This is a genomic window from Nocardia sp. CDC159 (assembly GCF_023740735.1).
GTDB lineage: Bacteria > Actinomycetota > Actinomycetes > Mycobacteriales > Mycobacteriaceae > Nocardia > Nocardia pulmonis.
Map to the genome: position 1 here is coordinate 546630 of NZ_JAMRXH010000002.1, position 17064 is coordinate 563693.

Consider the following 17064-nt stretch of genomic DNA (forward strand, 5'->3'; position numbering starts at 1 on the left):
ACGCGGTGGTCACCGCGCGACGGCCCACCGCGCGAGATCGAGTCGTGCCTTTAGGCTTGGGGTCGTGCCGATCTCACAAACGCTCGCGAGGCTGGCCGGTGCGTGCGTCCTGGCGGCCGTGCTCATCGCCGGGCTGCTGTTCCCTCTGGCCGGCGGTTTCGGGTTCGTCTCCAACCGGGCCGCCGATGCCGTCGACAACGTCTCCGCGGAACTGGTCGAGGGCACCGTGCCCGCGGTGTCCACGATGGTCGACGCGAACGGGACGCCCTTCGCCTGGCTCTACGAGCAGCGGCGCTTCGAGGTGCCCAAAGACAAGATCTCCAACGATATGAAGCTGGCGATCGTGTCCATCGAGGACAAGCGCTTCGCCGAGCACGGCGGCGTGGACTGGCAGGGCACACTGCGCGCGTTCCTACGCAACTCCTCCAGCGGAGAGGTGCAGCAGGGCGGTTCGACCATCGACCAGCAGTATGTGAAGAACTATCAGCTGCTGGTGGTGGCCAAGACCGACGCCGAGCGCCGCGCCGCCATCGAGACCACGCCCGCGCGCAAGCTGCGCGAGATCCGGCTGGCGCTGACGCTGGAGAAGGAGCTCACCAAGGACGAGATCCTCACCCGCTACCTGAATCTGGTGCCGTTCGGCAACGGCTCCTACGGCGTGCAGGACGCGGCCCAGACCTATTTCGGCGTGGACGCCAAGGATCTGTCCGTCCCTCAGGCCGCGATGCTGGCGGGCATGGTCCAGTCCAGCTCGAAACTGAACCCGTACACCAACCCCAAGGGCGTGCTGGAGCGGCGGAACACGGTGCTGGACACGATGATCCAGAACATCCCCAGCCGCGCCGAGGAGTTCCGCGCCGCCAAGGCGCTGCCGCTAGGGGTCTTGCCGGAGCCGAAGGGGTTGCCACGCGGCTGCATCGCCGCCGCTGATCGCGGCTTCTTCTGCGATTACGCGCTGCAGTACCTGCAGAACGCGGGCATCAGCAAGGATCAGATCGACAAGGGGGGTTATCTGATCCGCACCAATCTCGATCCGGCCGTGCAGAACTCGGTCAAGGCGTCGGTCAACTCGGTGACCAATCCGCGCCTGGACGATATCGCCGAGGTCATGAGCATCATCGGCACCGGCCAGGATTCGCATCCGCTGCTGGCCATGGTGTCCAGCCGCGATTACGGCCTGGACCAGGGCGCGCACCAGACCGTGCAGCCGCAGCCGTACTCGATGGTCGGCGACGGCGCGGGCTCGATCTTCAAGATCTTCACCACCGCCGCGGCCATGGAGAAGGGGCTGGGCATCAACGCTCAGCTGGATGTGCCGTCGTTCTTCAGCGCCAAGGGCATGGGCAACAGCGGCACGCCCGGCTGCCCGCCGGAGACCTACTGCGTCAAGAACGTCGGCAACTACAAGTCGCCGATGTCGGTCACCGAGGCGCTGGCCACCTCGCCGAATACCGCGTTCGTCAAGCTGATTCAGGACGTCGGGGTCACCCCGACCGTGGATATGGCGGTCCGGCTCGGCATGCGCTCCTACACTCAGCCGGGCAGCTCCGGGCACGGCAACCAGAGCCTGGCCGACATGGTCAAACAGCAAAATCTGGGTTCGTTCACCCTCGGCCCGTTCCCGATCAACCCGCTGGAGCTGTCCAATGTGGCCGCGACGCTGGCCTCGGGCGGCAAGTGGTGCCCGCCGAATCCGATCAAGGAGGTCGTCGACCGCTACGGCAAGCCGGTGCCGCTCACCCAGCAGGCCTGTGAGCAGGTCGTCGAGCCCGGCCTGGCGCACACCCTCGCCAATGCCATGAGCAAGGACGACATCAGCGGCACGGCGGCCGGGTCGGCGCGCGCGGCGGGCTGGAACGCGCCGCTGTCGGCGAAGACGGGAACCACCGAATCGCACCGGTCCTCGGCATTCCTCGGCTTCACCAATTCGCTCGCGGGCGCGGCCTACATCTACGGCGACTCGCCGACGCCGGGCGAGATCTGCTCGTTCCCCCTGCGCAGTTGCGGTGACGGAAATCTGTACGGCGGTAACGAACCGGCGCGCAGCTGGTTCCAGGGCATCAGGCCGGTGCTCGACCGCTTCCCGCCGCCCGCCCTGCCACCGCTGGACGACAAGTACGTGCGGGGCGCGAACAACTCACAGATCCCCGACGTCACCGGCATGACCGAGGCCGAGGCCCGCTCGACGCTGATCGGCGCGGGTTTCCAGGTCACGATGATCACCGTGCCCGGCTCCCAGGCCAAGGGCACGGTGCTGGGGACCACGCCGAACGGGTCGGCGATTCCCGGATCGGTCATCACGGTGAATGTGAGTGACGGGACGCAGCGGGAGGCGCCGTCACCGGCGGGCGGGCCGCCACCGCCGCCGATACCGGGCTTGCCCGCGCTGCCACCACCGCCGCGGCTGCCGCCGATCCCGATTCCGATTCCGCGGTAGGGGGCGGTCCCGTTATCCGGCCCTGGGGGCCGGATAACGGGAACAGGGGCTGGATACGGATCGTGACCGGGCCGGATAACGGGAACAGGGGTTGCCTACCCCGACCAGGGCCAGCAGCATGCCGGCCGGCGGCGCGGCGGTGGGTTAGAGGCGGGCCTTGACGGCCGCGGAGATGCGGGAGCCGTCGGCGCGGCCGTCGGCCAGGCGGGTGGCGACCTTCATGACCTGGCCGATTTGCTTCATGCCCGGGCGTTCGCCGATTTCCTCGGCGACCTCGGCGATGGCGGTGTCGGCCAGGTTGGCGACCTCGGCCTCGGTGAGCGGGGTGGGCAGGTATTCGGCGATGATCTCCTCTTCGGCGCGTTCGTTGGCGGCCAGCTCGCCGCGCCCGGCCTGCTCGTAGACCAGCGCGGCCTCGTTGCGCTTCTTGGCCTCCTTGCTCAGCACGGCGATCACCTCGGCGTCGCCGAGTTCGCGCGCCTGCGGTCCGGCGACCTCGGCGTTCTGGACGGCGGCCAGCAGCATGCGCAGCGTGCTGGTGCGCAGCGCGTCCTTGCCCTTCATCGCGGCGGTGAGGTCGGCGCGCAGCTTGGCTTTGAGTTCCGTCATGGCCTCACGGTAACCGCTGCGCGCGGGCGCTCCCACCGCATTTGCGCCGCCCCTGCGTGTCCCTGTGCCCAACGGCACTCGGCGGAGATCACAGCGGTCGCCTATTCTGAGCGAATGCCCGAACTCTCGTCTCCCGCACTCCGACGAGCCGCACTGGGCGCCGCCGGAGCCGCGGTGACCGGAATCGGTTACGCCTCGCTGATCGAGCGCAATGCCTTCGTCCTGCGTGAGGCGACGCTGCCGGTGCTGCCGCCGGGATCGTCCAGCCTGCGGGTGCTGCACCTCAGTGACCTGCACATGACCCCCGGGCAGAAGTTGAAGCAGGCGTGGGTGCGGGAGCTGGAGCGGCTGGAGCCGGATCTGGTGGTGAACACCGGCGACAATCTGGCGCATCCGCGCGCGGTGCCCGCCGTGGTGCAGTCGCTGTCGGGCCTGCTGTCGCGGCCGGGCCTGTTCGTCTTCGGCAGCAACGACTACTTCGCGCCGGTCCCGAAGAATCCGCTGAAGTACTTCAAGAAGAACCACAAGCGCGTACACGGCGCCCCGCTGCCCTGGCAGGACCTTCGCGCGGCGTTCACCGAGCGCGGCTGGCTGGATCTGACCCATGTGCGCCGCGATCTCGAGGTGGCCGGAATCAAGATCTCGACCGCCGGGGTGGACGATCCCCACCTGCGCCGCGATCGCTACGACACCATCGCGGGTGCGCCGAACCCGCTGGCGGACCTGAGCATCGGCCTCACCCACTCCCCCGAGCCCCGGGTGCTGGACCGATTCGCCACCGACGGCTACGACCTGGTGCTGGCCGGGCATACCCACGGCGGCCAGCTCTGCCTGCCCGGCTTCGGCGCACTGGTCACCAACTGCGGCATCGATCGCTCCCGCGTCAAGGGGGCCTCACGCTGGGGCGCACACACCCGCCTGCACGTATCCGCCGGACTGGGCACCTCGCCGTGGGCGCCGTACCGGTTCTGCTGCAGGCCGGAGGCCACGCTGCTGACTCTCGTGGCCGCCCCGCCGAAACACCCGGCCGCCGACACCGGTCACGGGGTGTCGGCATCGGAGGCGGTCGCGCGCTAGGGTTGCGCGCCGGTCTGGAACGTCAGGTAGGGGACGAGGGTGACCAGTGGGTTCGAACGACGGCCGAACGACCCGTCGGGCGGTGAGCAGGGTGCGACCGAGAAGATTCATCGCAGACCCCCGGGGTCGGGCGCTGCGGACGTAACGCCGACCCAGGCCATTCAGCGCACCACCTCGCCCGCGGATACGACGAAGACCGAGATGTTCCGGGTTCAGCCGCCGAACTCCGGGCCGCCCCGCCCGCCGGGACCCCCGCAGCAGCAACCGGCTTCACCGCCGCACCGCACCGCTCCCACGCCCGCCCCGCCGCGCGAGTCGACCCCGAATCTGGATCGCGACGCGGCCACCCGCGCCCTGCAATCGCTCGCCTCCGCCGGACGGTCGAGTGCTCAGGACGAGCCCACCCGCCCGATGAGCGGCATCAATCCGGCCATGCGCGGCTTCGATCCCGCCGCGACCCGGGCCATGCCGCCCAACCGGCCGCCGAATCATCCTGCACAGCAACACTTCCCGCCGAACGGGCCGGGCCGCCCGCAGCCGGAGCAGGCATGGCAGCTGGGCGCGCCCACGGAACAGGTTGCGACCCAACAGTATCCGGCCCGCAAGGGCGACTCGGCCCCGTATCCGCCGCCTGCGACCGGGACCGACGGGTCGGACGAACCGCCGTCGAGTCGCAAGCGCTGGATCCTCGCGGGCGTCGGCGTGGTCGCGGTGGCGGCCGTGGCCGGTGCGGTCGCACTGGTCTCCACCCGCGATCAGGCCGAGGCCCCCGCGACGCAGGCCGCGCCGTCGCCCTCGATGGTGAGCGCCCTCACCAGCAGCAGGAGCGCCGCGCCGAGCAGCACGCGGCCCGCGCCCTCCTCGACCGCCGCCACGACGACCAACCGCGCCCTCTCCGCCGCGCAGCCATTGATTCCGGGTTATCAGGCCGTGGTCATCCGGGATCGCGGCGCGGCCTATGACATTCCGATGGACTGGAAGATCGACCCGGTCGGCACCGCCACACTGGGAAATCCGCCCGATGCGGTGGAGATCGCCGGGCGCACCACCGAGGGCGACAACTACTGTCCGAGAATGGTGCGCTCCAGCGCCTTCCTGACGATGTCGCCCCAGGCCGATCCGGCGGCCGCGGCCGCCGACGTCGGCATGCGCATGATCAAGGTCGGCTGGCCCACTGCCACCGGCGCCACCCCCGGCAAGGCCGAACAACTCACCTCCCTCGACGGCCAACTGCACGGCGCCTTCGTCGAAACCACCGGCACCGCCACACCCCCCGCTCCCGGCTGCGCCAAAACCTTCGCGGTCTACACCTTCGCCTTCCCCAGCGAGAACGGCCATTTCGTCATGACCATCGCCGCCGACACCGGTGTCGCCAAGGCCATCGACAAGGAAACCGCCAAGAAGATGCTCGCCAGCATCCGCCCCCTCCCGGAGCGATAACCACCCCAACGCCGCAGCCGGCCAAAAGCGGTGCGCGCGAGAATGTCTCGCTTGTACTGTCGCTACATGACGAATGCCGCGCCCGGCGGCCCGCCGGATATCGCCGGACCGCACTTCGACCGCAACCCCTCCCCCGCCTACGCCTGGCTGCGCGAACATTCCCCCGCGCACCGGATGCCGCTTCCCGGTGGCGCGTTCGCATGGTTGATCACCCGTCACGAGGACGCGGTACCGGCACTGACGGATCCACGGCTGTCGAAGTGCCCCGCCCACGGCAATCCGGTGTGGCGGGCATCGGGTATGGGCCTACCCCTCGATCACCGTCCCTCGCTGGGCCAGCACATGGTCAATCTCGACGAACCCGACCACACCCGGCTACGGCGACTGGCCCAGGGCGCGTTCTCCAGCAGGCGGATCGACGCGCTGCGGCCCCGCATCCAGGCCGTCACCGATGAGCTGCTCGACGAGCTCGCCGATCGCGAAACCGCGGATCTGATAGGCGATTTCGCCTATCCGCTGCCGATCACGATCATCTGCGAGATCCTCGGCATCGCCACCGAGCATCGCGATCGGATTCAGCGGTGGGTCGCGGTGCTGGACGCCTCCGCCGACGATGCCGGTGGCGATGTGCTGGCGGTCACCGACGCCATGGATGCCTTTGTGGGCGAGCAGGTGGACGCGGCGGGTGCCCGGCCCGCGGACTCGGATCTGTTGGCGGAGCTGGTCGTTCGCGAACGCGCGGGCGAGCTCAGCCGCGACGAGGTGACCTCGATGGCGTTCCTGCTGCTGGTGGGCGGTCATGAGACCACCACGGCGCTGATCGGCTGCGCGGCGCTGGAGCTGTTGCGGGATGTGCGGCTGGCCGCTGCCGTTCGCGACGATCCAACCATGGTGGCGAAGCTCGTCGAGGAATCGTTGCGTCGCGATACGCCGGTGCGCAACGCGACCTGGCGCTTCCCCACCGAACCGGTCGTCATCGCCGGGCAGCCCATGCGGCCCGGCGATCCGATCCTGGTGAGCCTGTTGGCCGCCAATCGGGATCCGGCCGCGTTCGACGATCCCGATGCCATCCGCCCCGGACGCCCGACCCGGCATCTGGCGTTCGGCATCGGGCGGCACAGCTGCCTGGGGGCCGGTCTGGCCCGGACCGAGGCGGCCATCGCCATCGGGACGCTGGCGCGCCGGTTCCCGGATATGCGGCTGCGGGTTGCCGACGACACGCTGCGGTGGTGGGAGAGTCCCATCATGCGCGGGCTCTACGAGCTCCCGGTCACACTCTGACCCATCGACCCATTTCCCCAGTTCAGGCGGTCTACCAGCCGTTTTGACTGCCGGGCCGTGACTCCCGTAGAGTACTGCGAGTCAACCCACGGGGTGTGGCGCAGCTTGGTAGCGCGCCTCGTTCGGGACGAGGAGGTCGCAGGTTCAAATCCTGTCACCCCGACTCGTGTGTGGAGACACGACAGCGGCTCCCTACCTGTTCGAACAGGTGGGGAGCCGTTTTCGTTGCCGCATCTGTTCGGCACAATGGGGTGGGACGAGCCGTATCGGGCCGGGGGGCGCATGAAGATCTTGGTTACCGGAGCGACCGGGAATATCGGCCGGAAAGTCGTGGAACGGTTGCTGGCCATGGGGTGTTCCGACCTTCGGGCATTGACGAATGATCCTGGGCGAGCGGCACTTCCGGCGGGGGTGGAGGTGGTCGAGGGGTACCTCGGACGCGTCGAGACGCTGCCCGCCGCGCTCGAGGGGGTCGAGCGGATGTATCTGGCGCCGGTCCCGGAGACGGTGGGGCGGGTGATGGAGATGGTGCGGCGCGCGGGGGTTCGGCACGTCGTCGATCTGTCGGGGGAGCCGCACAGCTGGTGGGCGAGTGTGGGTGCGGCCGTCGAGGACAGCGGGGTGGCGTGGACGCATCTGTGGCCGTGGGATTTCATGGAGAACACGCTGATCTGGGCCGAGCAGATTCGGGAGACCGGCGCCGTGCGCGAGCCGTGGCCCGACGCCGCGAGTGCGCCGATCGCCATGGCCGACATCGCGCGGGTGGCGGCGACGGTATTGACGACGGATGGGCATGTGGGGCAGGCGTACTCGCTGGCCGGGCCGCAGATCCTGAGTCGTGCCGAGCTGGTGCGCGGGATCGGGCGCGCGTGCGGGCGGGACATACCGTTCATCCGGGTGTCTCCACAGGAAGCCATCGAGGTGTTGTCCGGCAGCATGGGAGCCGAGGCCGCCTGGTACGTCGAGAACGTACTCGCCGGATTCGACGAGCACCCGGAGGCGCCGACCGGCATCGTCGAACAACTGACCGGGTGTCCGGCAAGGACTTTCGACCAGTGGGCGGTCGAGCATCTCGCGGACTTCTCGAGCTCTTGATTCAGCCGGGCCTCACGACGTACTCCGCCCGAGCCATTGCCCGAATACCCGGACATAGGCGTCGGGAACTTCCCACGGCGGCAGGTGCCCGACGGTCTCGAAGACGTGCACGGCCCAGTCGGGGCGGCGGGCGGTCAACCGCTCGATCACGGGACGTTCGATGAACGGATCTCGGTCGCCCCACAGCAGCAGCGTCGGCACGCCGAGCCGATCGACCGCCTCGTCGGCCGGGCGGCGGTCGACGTACATCGCCGAGACCGCGGCGGCGAAGGCCGTGAGCCCGGCCCGCAGCCGGTGCGGTCGCGTCCGGAGTTCGGCGAGCTGGTCGGAGACCAGCGCGAGGAGTTCGGGCGAACAGCGCGACATGTCGCCACCGGCGATACCGAGCCCGCCCGCCGGGCGATCCCGCTGCTCCGCGCGCTGTCGCTTCCAATCGATCAGCGCCGGTCCGAACGCCCCGACGAGTCCCCCGAGCACCGCTGGGCCGACGAACAACGCGGCACGCCCCAGGGTCTGCCAGACCAATCGCTCCACCGGGCGCAGGGGTCCCGGCAGGGTCGGGTCGGTGAGGACGAGCCGGGAGATACGCGCGGGCTCGAGCTCGGCGAACAGCAGCGCGACCAAGCCGCCGAAGGACCATCCGTGCGGGAGCAGGCGGTCCAGATCGAGCGCGGCGGTGAGGTCGCGGAGGAACTGGGCGCTCGGTTCCGCACGGGCGGCGGACCGGTGCGCCGCGGGCGTGTGACCGAAGAGGGCGCCTGGCAGGTCCGGCGCGAGGACCGGGCCGTACGCCGTCAACGGCCGAATGACATCGAGCCAGAACACCGCACCACTGGCCATCGGGTGAATCAACAGCTGGGTCGGCGCATCGGCCGGGGCTTCGGGAGCTGCCCGCGCCCTGAGCAGGTGCACCCCGGTGCCGCGCACGTCGATCGTCTCACTGCGGACGCCCGCCCATCGAGAGGATCGCTCGGCCCAGTCCGCACAGCGCATCGGAACCTCCCCGCATTCCCACCTCAGCATAGGCGGAAGTCCCACCGCCGCAGCCGGATCCGCACGCGGCACCCGCTAGGCGCCGAGTGCCGTCAGCAGGACCAGCACCACGGTCGCCACCGCGAAGATTCCGTGCGCGGCGACGGCCGGGAGCGGAAAGTGCCGCTCCGCAGGCCCTTCCGCCCCGGCGGCGCGCCCGCGATAGGTCGGCAGCCAGCGGAAGAACATGAAGAACCCGAGCAGCGCCACCGGGAGCAGCAGCGCGAAGGCGGTCCAGGCCAGGGCGGTCGAGTCGACCACCAGATGGATGATCCAGACCACGAGGCCGGCGGCCGCGAGCAGGAAGTGACCGAAGACCACCGGTGGCGGCAGATGGGTCGAACCGCCTTGGCGCGCACCACCTTTCGCGGCCCACATGCCGAGCAGGACGAAGCCGCCGAATGCGGTCAGCAGCCAGGCGACGAATGCCGCTACCGCCATCATGCCTCCCGATAGCCGGTGGCCTGGGCGTCCTCGTCGGCCACTCGGACACCGTAGCGATAGGCCAGCTTGCCGCCGAGATAGCCCGAGACCGCCAGCGCCGCCAGGCTCACGATCGACAGCGCGAGCGGGCCCGCGGCCACCGGCCCGTGCGGGCCGTCGCCGGAACCCCGCCACAGGAAGTCGATCGCGAAGGCGACCGTGACGGCCAAGTTCAGGCTCATGTGCACCAGCCCGGTGCGGAAGGCCCGCGTGCCGGTGGGAATCGCGATCAGATCCAGGAAGCCGACGACCGCGGCCGCCAGCGCGCCCAGCACCCCGATCGCGATGAGCCACAGCGCACCACGAGCCAGAAAGTCCGGATCGCCCACGACGAGCGATCCGAGGTCGAAGACGAGACTCGCCATCCAGGCGCCGATCGGCACGGTCACCAGGATGGGGTGGAACGGATGCCCGTACGGTCCGGCCAGCAACGCGCTGACCGGACGTTTGGCCTGCTGTAATTCACTGGTCACGACACCCTCCGAACTAGGGTTAATTTAACCAAAGATTATTGGCGAAACTCACCAGGGTGGTCAAGCATCGCCACGCCGTACGAGTACCCGCGATATTTCGGACATCACCATCGGCGTTATCGTGGTCGGATGACCAGCGATTCGGCGATCGGTGCGATCGCGGCACTCGACGACGAGTTGCGCCGCGGCATGTACTGGTTCATCCGGCGGATGCGCCGCCCGGTGACCCGGGACGAGGCGGCCGCCGAGGTCGGCATCTCACGCAAGCTGGCCGCCTTCCACCTGGACAAGCTCGTCGACGCCGGACTGCTGCGGGCCCGCTACGAACCGGTCGGCGGCGTCCGCCGGGTAGGTCGCGCACCCAAGGTCTACGAGCCGACCGAGGAGGAGATCCAGGTCAGCATCCCCGCCCGCCGCCACCGGGTGCTGGCCGAGATCCTGATGGACGCGGTGCTCACCGCGGGTGACGGCGAGACCGCCCGCGCGGCGGCACTGCGCGTGGCCGCGAGCCGAGGCGCCGAACTGGGCGAGGCCGAGCGCCAGCGGCTGCGGCCGGGCCGGTTGGGCGCCGAGCGCACGCTGACACTGCTGGCAGACACGCTCGCGGCCTACGGCTTCGAACCCGGCCGCGACACTCCCGCCTGTATGCGGTTGCGCAACTGCCCCTTCCATCCCTTGGCCGCGGCCGCGCCGGAATTCGTCTGCGGGCTGAACCACGCTTTTCTGTCCGGGGTACTCAGGGGCCTGGGTTCGGACAGCGTGCGGGCGACCCTCGCCCCGCGCGCGGGCGAGTGCTGCGTAGAACTGCGCCCGGCGAGCGAGACCGAGTAGCCGGATACGCTTCCGAACGGACGGAGACGGCCGGGTTACCGGTCCGATTCCATCGGATGGCCATTGCCGAAGACCCGCCCACTCGACTGGCCGCCGCGCGCCGGTTCTGTTAGCGTTCGTAACGATATGCCCACTGCGTGGGAATCAATTGCGACACAGCGCATTATGCGCTCATAAGGCAGAGGTCGCCGGGTCCGCCGGGCACGCGATGATCGACCTCGAGGTGAAGTCATGAGACACGCCCTGCAATCCCGGCTCGCGCGTCCGGTGGCCCTGGTCTACCGGGGTCCGGCCAGCCTGCCGGGATGTTCCGAGGCGGTCGCGGAGCTGCTCGCCGCGAGTCGCTGGAATTTCGACATCCACTTCACCGGTCCGGGCGAACGGGTGCCGTTGTCGCAGGCCTCGCTCACCCGCGCGGCCCTCTACGCGCAGCCCGGCGGCGACGAGCTCGACGAGGCCTATCGTCAGCTGCGCGAGCACCGCGAGGCGATTCGCCGCTTCGTCGGCGCGGGCGGGCGCTATCTCGGGTTCTGCCTCGGCGGCTATTTGGCCGGGGCCACACCGGGATTCGCGCTGCTGCCCGGTGACACCGATCGCTATATCGACACCCGCCGCGCCACGGTGCGCACCGCGGGCAATGCCGTCGTCGAGGTGAGTTGGCGGGGGCGTCCCCGGCGGCTGTTCTTTCAGGACGGTCCGCATTTCGCTCTCGAAACCGAGGAGGGCGCAACGGTTCTCGCCATCTATGACAATCACACGGTCGCCGCGGCGGTCACGCCGTTCGGCAGCGGGCGGGTCGGGGTGGTCGGCCCGCATCCGGAGGCAACGCCGGACTGGTTCACCGATGCCGGCCTGCCGCGACCGCACGGCCCCGATCCCCAGCTGGCCTGCGGCCGCGACCTGGCCCTCGATCTGGTGAACGCGGTGATGACCTAGCGGATGCGCAGCTTACGCATCCACCGCAGGGTGAGCATGGTCTGCCGCAGTTGCTTGTCGAACGGCTGCTTGGCCCGGGCGGTCATGACCTGCACCTTCTGCACGCCGACATTGATGGTGTCGGTGTACTTGAGCAGTCCGGCGTCACCGTGTCGCGCGCCGACGCCGGACTGCTTGACCCCGCCCGAGGGCGTGCCCTTGGACGAGTAGGTGGTCACATAGCCGTCGTTGATATTGATATTGCCCGCCTCGAGCCGGTCGGCAATTCGGTTGGCGTGCGCCGGACTCCGGCTCCACACGCTGGCGTTGAGACCGTAGGTGGTGGCGTTGGCCTGCCGGATCACCTCCTGCTCGTCGCAGAAGCGATAGATCGTCGCCACCGGGCCGAAGGTCTCCTGGGTGGCGTGCAGCATATCCGGCGTCACGCCGGTGAGCACCGTCGGCGCGTAGAACGCCGGGCCGATATCGGGCATGGGCACGCCGCCGGTGTGCACCGTGGCGCCCTTGGCCCGCGCGTCCTCGATATGCGCGGCCACCTTCTCCATATGGTCGACCGATGCCAGCGAGCCGAACTCCGGGGTGTAGTCGTAGCGCGCACCCGCCTTCGCGCCGAGATCCGCTGCCGCGTCGACGAATCGGCGCACGAACTCGTCGTGCAATCGGTCGTGCACATAGATCCGCTCGATATGCATACAGGCCTGACCGGAATTGCCGAACACCGCGAATACCGCACTGGGAATCACCTCGTCGAGATTCGCATCGTCGAGCACGATCATCGGATTCTTACCGCCCAGCTCGAGGCTGCAGCCGATCAGATTGCGCCCGGCCATCTCCCCGATGATCCGCCCGGTCGCGGTGGACCCGGTGAACATCACGAAGTCGGCATTGTCGACGATGCTGGGCCCCACGTCCGGACCGCCGCCGCAGACCACCTGCAGCAGCCCGCGCGGCAGCCCGGCCCGGTACAGCAGCTCCACGCCGTAGAGCACGCACAGCGCGGTCTTGTTGTCCGGCTTGAGCACGACGCCGTTGCCGGCGATCAGCGCCGGAATCGAATCCGACAGCGAGATCGCGAACGGAAAGTTCCACGGCGAGATGACCGCGACCACGCCCTTGGGCCGGTGCTGTTCGGTCGAGGTGGTGATGAACGGCATCGGGCCGCCGCGCCGCACCGGCCGCAGCACGCGCCTGGCCACCTTGAGGTAGTGGCTGATGACCATCGGCACATCGCAGGACTCCTCGACGGCCATCCGCCGGGTCTTACCGTTGCCGACCTGGATGAGTTCGGCGATGGTCTCGTGCTCGGACAGGATCAGCTCGTGTGCCCGCTCGAATACCGCGAGTCGCCGCCGCAGCGGCCAGGACGCCCATTCCCGCTGGGCCGCCCGGACTTTCGCGGCGGCGGCCGCCACATCCTCGGGCGAGGACTGCGGCAGCTCACCGACCACATTGCCGGTGTAGACCTCGATCATCTCGTAGGGGTCGCGCTGCTGTCCGGCCGTACCCGCGACCACCATCCCGGTCAGCCGATCGATGAGCGCCGTCGTGAGCCGCGGCGGCAGCGTGGCCGTACCGCCCTGCTTGGTTGTCTCCATCGCCGATCTCTCCATCCACTTGCCGCCCGTGACGGCGGTCACCATGTTTCAAACTAGAACACGTTATTGTTTCCGACAATGCGGCCGGGTAACTTCGTCCACTGAGCGCAGGTAATTTCCCCAGCAGAGAGGGTGGGACATGACGTCGGCAGCCACTGAAACCGGTAGCGATACGGAACCGCATGCCCTGATCGAGCGGCGCGGCGCCACGCTCATCGTCACCATGAACCGCCCGGCCGTCCGCAATGCGCTGTCCGGCGAGATGCTCGAGCTGATGGTCCAGGCCTGGGACACCGTGGACAACGATCCGGAGATCCGGTCCTGCGTGCTCACCGGCGCGGGCGGCTCGTTCTGCGCCGGCGCGGATCTGAAGGCCATGACCAGGCAGGACCCGGCGAAGAACATGAGCAGCGGCGGCGGCTTCGACCCGACCCACATGCCCGGTCTGCTCAAGGGCCGCCGCCTGACCAAACCGCTGATCGCCGCCGTCGAGGGCCCGGCCATCGCGGGCGGCACCGAGATCCTGCAGGGCACCGACATCCGGGTCGCCGGGGAGAGTGCGAAATTCGGTGTCTCCGAGGCACGCTGGAGCCTGTTCCCGATGGGCGGCTCGGCCGTGCGGCTGCCCCGCCAGATTCCCTACACCGTCGCCGCCGACATCCTGCTGACCGGGCGGCACATCACCGCCCGCGAGGCCAAGGAGATCGGCCTGATCGGCCATGTGGTGCCCGACGGCACCGCGCTGGACAGGGCGCTCGAGCTCGCCGAGCTGATCAATGCCAACGGACCGCTGGCGGTGCGAGCCATCCTGAAGACGATGCGCGATACCGAGGGACTGCACGAACTGGAAGCCTTCAAGATCGACGCCGAACTGGGGCTGGCGGTGTTTCGCAGCGAGGACGCCAAGGAGGGCCCGCGTGCCTTCGCCGCGAAACGGAAGCCGGAGTTCAAGGGGCGCTGAGGATTTCGCGGTCACAGCTCCGGCTTGACCATTCGAATGATCTGCTTGCGCAACAGATTCGGGGTCAGGCGCCGCGCCAGCACCATGGCGCGGGCCTGGCCGGGGAAGATGTAGAGCGGCAGCCTGCCCCTGGTGAGCGCCTTCTCCATATCGTCGACGACCTTGTCCGGCGACATGCCGCTGCGCCCGGCCAGCACGGCCGCGTCGACGGCCCGGACACCGTCCAGGAACGGGGTCTCCACGTGCGGGGGGCATACGCACAGCAGCCGCACCCCCGAACCGTAGATCTCCTGATACAGCGCGTCGACGTAGCCGATCACCGCGAATTTCGAGGCGGCGTAGGCGCCCAGGCCCGGCGAGGACAGCCAGCCCGCCATCGACGCGAACAGTACGACCGTGCCCGAACCGGCATGGCGCATGGCCGGAATCACCGCCTGGCACACGTTCACCGTGCCGAGATAGTTGACCTCGACAAGTCTTCTGATCTCCGAAACATCCTGTGTCAGTGTGCCGCCCACACGCGCGAATCCGGCGGCGTGCACGACATGATCGATGGTCCCGAGATCCGCGCGCGCCTTCTCCACCACCGCCATGACCGCGTCCCGGTCGGAGACGTCGCAGGTGTAGGTGGCGGTATTCGGTGAGCGCCGGGCCATTTCGGCCAGACCGGTCTCGTTCAGATCCACCGCGGCGACGCGATGGCCCGCCGCGGCCAGGCGCTGTGCGGCGATGCGGCCCATGCCGCTGGCCGCGCCGGTCACGAGTGCTGTCTTGGACATCAAACCTCCTGGGCGTCCTCGAAGGTCATGCGCAGCTGACCGATTCGAGTACTGAACAGCGCCCGGCGCGGGAGGCCGAGCGCGCGCATCTCGTCGGCGACCGGGTGATCGCCGAGCTGGAGCCGGGCACCGCCGGGGCGGCCGCGCACCTGCGCGGGGCGCATCACCCACGGCGTGCGCAGTACGACACCCCGTGTGATCCCGGCATGTTCCTCGCCGAGACTGGTGTAGGCATCGATCGAGGTCCCGCCCAGCCCGGCGGGCAGCGGTACACCCCCGCCGATTCGCAGCGCGACCACGAGCCGATCCTCCAGCCGCACCTCGCAGCGATGCCCGCGGCCAACCGGCGTAATCCGAATATCGGCCATTTCCTTGGGAAATCCCCAGATCTCCCGCCCCGCCGCACAGGTGAAGCTCTGATTCACCGGCAACCAGTGGATGTACGCGCCGACGCCCTGCCCCGGGCGGCGGGCCAGCAGCGCGAAGGCGAACTCGTGGTATGGGCCGAGATCGCCGTCGACATAGCGGACGAACGCCAAGGAGCACATGGCGTGACCGGCGAATACCACCGGCTCCAGCCCCCTGTCCGCCAGCAGCTGTCGCGCTGCCGCCGCGTCGACGGCGAACATGGCCGAGCAGGCATCGGCCCGTCGGATCTCCACCGGCATCCGAACCTTCTCACCGAGCACCGCATGCACCGCCGACACCTCCCAAGTAGAACACGTTCTCGTTATGGCAAACTGTTGTTTCGGTACCCGATCCCGTTCAGCGGGAAGCCTTCCTGGCGGGCCTGGACGACGGTGAGCGGCAGCGGGCGGCGATCACCGAACGCGAAGTCCGCACCGGTGCTGATGCGGGTGACCGCAACCTCGGGCGCCTCCGGGAAGGGCGCGGGGGCCCGGTCGAATTCGAGGATCAGCTCGTGGGCGGTGGCCGCCGCGAGCCGGGCATGCCAATGCGGATCGACGCCCTGGGCCAGGGCGTGCACCGGTTCCAGATGGTCGGCGTCGAGGAGTGCCGGCCAGCCGCCGTCGGCGACGCCCGGACAGTCGAGCCCGAGCCGCAACCGAACGATGCCGCCGACCACCTCGACGTCGATATCGATGTACCGCAACGGATTCCAGGCCGGATGCAGCCGCAGCACGCGTGCCAGATCCACCGCGTCTCCCCCGAGCCGCAGGGCCTTGCGCAGCCGCCGCGCGGTCAGTCCGGCAATACCGGTGAACTGCTTACGCGCGATGGCGGCGGCCCGCGCGGGATCGGCCCGCTCCCCCACCGCCACCAGGAAACCGAGCGTGAGCAGATGCTGTTGCAGGCATACCTCGTCGGCAATGCGCACCAGGGCCGATTTCGAGAAGTCGGCGAAACGCAGATCGCTGAGCAGCGGCCCGGCATAGTCGGATCGCCCCGGATCGGCGGGATCGATCGGCGCGAGTTCGATTCGCGCGGCGGCGGTTCCGGCGATCCGGGCGGCATGGGCGGGCGGGGACGGCGGCCGATGAGCGGGATCGATCGTGACCGTCCAGGCACAGGCCGGTCCGCGAGCGCCCGAGCGCCGCGGTGGCCGGTGGATCGGCCGGACCCGGGCGTGCGGATTGGTGGCCAGTGCGGTCGCATCGAAGGTGGGGTCCTCGATGGTGTGGCACATGGCGACCACATAGTCCTCGCCCAGCGGCTCCACATCGGCCAGGGCGCCGCAGTGGTCGAGCCGGAATTCACCGTGGTCGTGGTCGTCGACGCGGAAGCGGAAGTCCATGAACTGCGGCGGCGCACCGATATCCAGCTGCAAGCCCTTGAAGATGGTGACCACCCCGTCTCCGGGAATACGCAGCGCCGCACGCATGCGCCGGGTGTACACCGGGCTGGCCAGCTGCCACTCCTCGATCGCGATGGCGGTCATCCCGTCGCGGCCGAATGCGGCGATCGAATGCGCCATGCCCGAGCGGTCGATCAGATGTCCGCACAGCAGCAGCTCGGGCACCAGTGTGGCCAACTCGGCCCGGGAGAGCTCGGCGAAGCGACTGACGGACATCGG

Annotated in this window: 16 protein-coding genes and 1 tRNA gene; 9 read left to right on the forward strand and 8 right to left on the reverse strand. The window is 69.2% G+C overall.

From position 1 onward, the window contains the following. Positions 1–64 precede the first annotated feature (64 nt). Positions 65–2437 carry a penicillin-binding protein gene (locus tag NDR87_RS06350; protein WP_251909702.1) on the forward strand — a complete coding sequence of 791 codons (2373 nt, stop codon included), beginning with the start codon at positions 65–67 and terminating at the stop codon, positions 2435–2437. Between the two features lie 144 nt (positions 2438–2581). Here the strand turns inward: NDR87_RS06350 and NDR87_RS06355 are convergent, their stop codons facing one another. After that, positions 2582–3046: a GatB/YqeY domain-containing protein gene (locus NDR87_RS06355; protein WP_251909700.1), complete on the reverse strand. Its 465-nt coding sequence runs from the start codon at positions 3044–3046 to the stop codon at positions 2582–2584. A gap of 114 nt (positions 3047–3160) precedes the next feature. Here NDR87_RS06355 and NDR87_RS06360 point away from each other — a divergent pair, with 114 nt between their 5' ends. The 5 genes from NDR87_RS06360 (at position 3161) to NDR87_RS06380 (ending at position 7939) form a co-directional block, all read left to right on the forward strand. Next, a complete protein-coding gene (locus tag NDR87_RS06360; protein WP_251909698.1) occupies positions 3161–4123 on the forward strand; it encodes a metallophosphoesterase in 963 nt (320 codons plus the stop codon). 39 nt (positions 4124–4162) lie between these two features. Continuing rightward, positions 4163–5563 carry a hypothetical protein gene (locus tag NDR87_RS37190; RefSeq protein ID WP_286013116.1) on the forward strand — a complete coding sequence of 467 codons (1401 nt, stop codon included), beginning with the start codon at positions 4163–4165 and terminating at the stop codon, positions 5561–5563. Positions 5564–5629: 66 nt separating this feature from the next. Beyond that, entirely contained in the window at positions 5630–6844 is a 1215-nt protein-coding gene (locus NDR87_RS06370; protein ID WP_251909697.1) for a cytochrome P450, read from the forward strand. A gap of 89 nt (positions 6845–6933) precedes the next feature. Further along, positions 6934–7007 (forward strand) — tRNA-Pro (locus tag NDR87_RS06375). Between the two features lie 119 nt (positions 7008–7126). Continuing rightward, positions 7127–7939, forward strand: coding sequence for an NAD(P)H-binding protein (locus NDR87_RS06380; protein ID WP_286013117.1), 813 nt, complete (start codon positions 7127–7129; stop codon positions 7937–7939). A 12-nt stretch (positions 7940–7951) separates the two neighbouring features. Here NDR87_RS06380 and NDR87_RS06385 read toward each other — a convergent pair whose 3' ends face one another. The 3 genes from NDR87_RS06385 to NDR87_RS06395 all read right to left on the reverse strand — a co-directional run bounded on the left by NDR87_RS06385 (position 7952) and on the right by NDR87_RS06395 (position 9927). Then, positions 7952–8932 carry an alpha/beta fold hydrolase gene (locus NDR87_RS06385; protein WP_251909695.1) on the reverse strand — a complete coding sequence of 327 codons (981 nt, stop codon included), beginning with the start codon at positions 8930–8932 and terminating at the stop codon, positions 7952–7954. Between the two features lie 75 nt (positions 8933–9007). Continuing rightward, on the reverse strand, positions 9008–9415 hold the full coding sequence (locus NDR87_RS06390; RefSeq protein WP_251909694.1) for a hypothetical protein: 408 nt from the start codon (positions 9413–9415) through the stop codon (positions 9008–9010). Continuing rightward, positions 9412–9927: a DUF2231 domain-containing protein gene (locus NDR87_RS06395; RefSeq protein WP_251909691.1), complete on the reverse strand. Its 516-nt coding sequence runs from the start codon at positions 9925–9927 to the stop codon at positions 9412–9414. Before NDR87_RS06395 ends, NDR87_RS06390 begins: the two co-directional genes overlap by 4 nt. 129 nt (positions 9928–10056) lie before the next feature. Between NDR87_RS06395 and NDR87_RS06400 the strand changes: the two genes are divergently transcribed. Beyond that, positions 10057–10758: a metalloregulator ArsR/SmtB family transcription factor gene (locus tag NDR87_RS06400; RefSeq protein WP_251909689.1), complete on the forward strand. Its 702-nt coding sequence runs from the start codon at positions 10057–10059 to the stop codon at positions 10756–10758. Between the two features lie 231 nt (positions 10759–10989). Beyond that, positions 10990–11694, forward strand: a complete 705-nt coding sequence (locus NDR87_RS06405; RefSeq protein ID WP_251909687.1) for a BPL-N domain-containing protein — start codon at positions 10990–10992, stop codon at positions 11692–11694. On the opposite strand, the gene NDR87_RS06410 is transcribed toward NDR87_RS06405, so the two are convergent. Further along, positions 11691–13334 (reverse strand): succinic semialdehyde dehydrogenase, encoded by a 1644-nt coding sequence (locus NDR87_RS06410; RefSeq protein WP_251909686.1) that lies wholly within the window; start codon positions 13332–13334, stop codon positions 11691–11693. The two genes, NDR87_RS06405 and NDR87_RS06410, sit on opposite strands and share 4 nt — an antisense overlap. A 94-nt stretch (positions 13335–13428) precedes the next feature. Between NDR87_RS06410 and NDR87_RS06415 the strand changes: the two genes are divergently transcribed. After that, entirely contained in the window at positions 13429–14250 is an 822-nt protein-coding gene (locus NDR87_RS06415) for a crotonase/enoyl-CoA hydratase family protein (protein WP_251909685.1), read from the forward strand. Between the two features lie 11 nt (positions 14251–14261). Here NDR87_RS06415 and NDR87_RS06420 read toward each other — a convergent pair whose 3' ends face one another. The 3 genes from NDR87_RS06420 to NDR87_RS06430 are packed head-to-tail and all read right to left on the reverse strand — an operon-like array spanning position 14262 to position 17061. Further along, positions 14262–15029, reverse strand: a complete 768-nt coding sequence (locus NDR87_RS06420) for an SDR family oxidoreductase (protein ID WP_251909684.1) — start codon at positions 15027–15029, stop codon at positions 14262–14264. Further along, positions 15029–15736: an acetoacetate decarboxylase family protein gene (locus NDR87_RS06425; protein WP_308212052.1), complete on the reverse strand. Its 708-nt coding sequence runs from the start codon at positions 15734–15736 to the stop codon at positions 15029–15031. Before NDR87_RS06425 ends, NDR87_RS06420 begins: the two co-directional genes overlap by 1 nt. A gap of 23 nt (positions 15737–15759) precedes the next feature. Then, positions 15760–17061: a hypothetical protein gene (locus NDR87_RS06430; RefSeq protein ID WP_251909683.1), complete on the reverse strand. Its 1302-nt coding sequence runs from the start codon at positions 17059–17061 to the stop codon at positions 15760–15762. Between the last annotated feature and the right edge of the window lie 3 nt (positions 17062–17064).

Excerpts from the sequence above, each read along its gene's own strand:
- NDR87_RS06355 (WP_251909700.1), bottom strand. The coding sequence starts at position 3,046 with ATGACGGAACTCAAAGCCAAGCTGCGCGCCGACCTCACCGCCGCGATG.
- NDR87_RS06360 (WP_251909698.1), top strand. The coding sequence starts at position 3,161 with ATGCCCGAACTCTCGTCTCCCGCACTCCGACGAGCCGCACTGGGCGCC.
- NDR87_RS06380 (WP_286013117.1), top strand. The coding sequence starts at position 7,127 with ATGAAGATCTTGGTTACCGGAGCGACCGGGAATATCGGCCGGAAAGTC.
- NDR87_RS06405 (WP_251909687.1), top strand. The coding sequence starts at position 10,990 with ATGAGACACGCCCTGCAATCCCGGCTCGCGCGTCCGGTGGCCCTGGTC.
- NDR87_RS06415 (WP_251909685.1), top strand. The coding sequence starts at position 13,429 with ATGACGTCGGCAGCCACTGAAACCGGTAGCGATACGGAACCGCATGCC.
- NDR87_RS06410 (WP_251909686.1), bottom strand. The coding sequence starts at position 13,334 with ATGGTGACCGCCGTCACGGGCGGCAAGTGGATGGAGAGATCGGCGATG.
- NDR87_RS06370 (WP_251909697.1), top strand. The coding sequence starts at position 5,630 with ATGACGAATGCCGCGCCCGGCGGCCCGCCGGATATCGCCGGACCGCAC.
- NDR87_RS06420 (WP_251909684.1), bottom strand. The coding sequence starts at position 15,029 with ATGTCCAAGACAGCACTCGTGACCGGCGCGGCCAGCGGCATGGGCCGC.
- NDR87_RS06400 (WP_251909689.1), top strand. The coding sequence starts at position 10,057 with ATGACCAGCGATTCGGCGATCGGTGCGATCGCGGCACTCGACGACGAG.
- NDR87_RS06430 (WP_251909683.1), bottom strand. The coding sequence starts at position 17,061 with ATGTCCGTCAGTCGCTTCGCCGAGCTCTCCCGGGCCGAGTTGGCCACA.
- NDR87_RS06390 (WP_251909694.1), bottom strand. The coding sequence starts at position 9,415 with ATGATGGCGGTAGCGGCATTCGTCGCCTGGCTGCTGACCGCATTCGGC.
- NDR87_RS06385 (WP_251909695.1), bottom strand. The coding sequence starts at position 8,932 with ATGCGCTGTGCGGACTGGGCCGAGCGATCCTCTCGATGGGCGGGCGTC.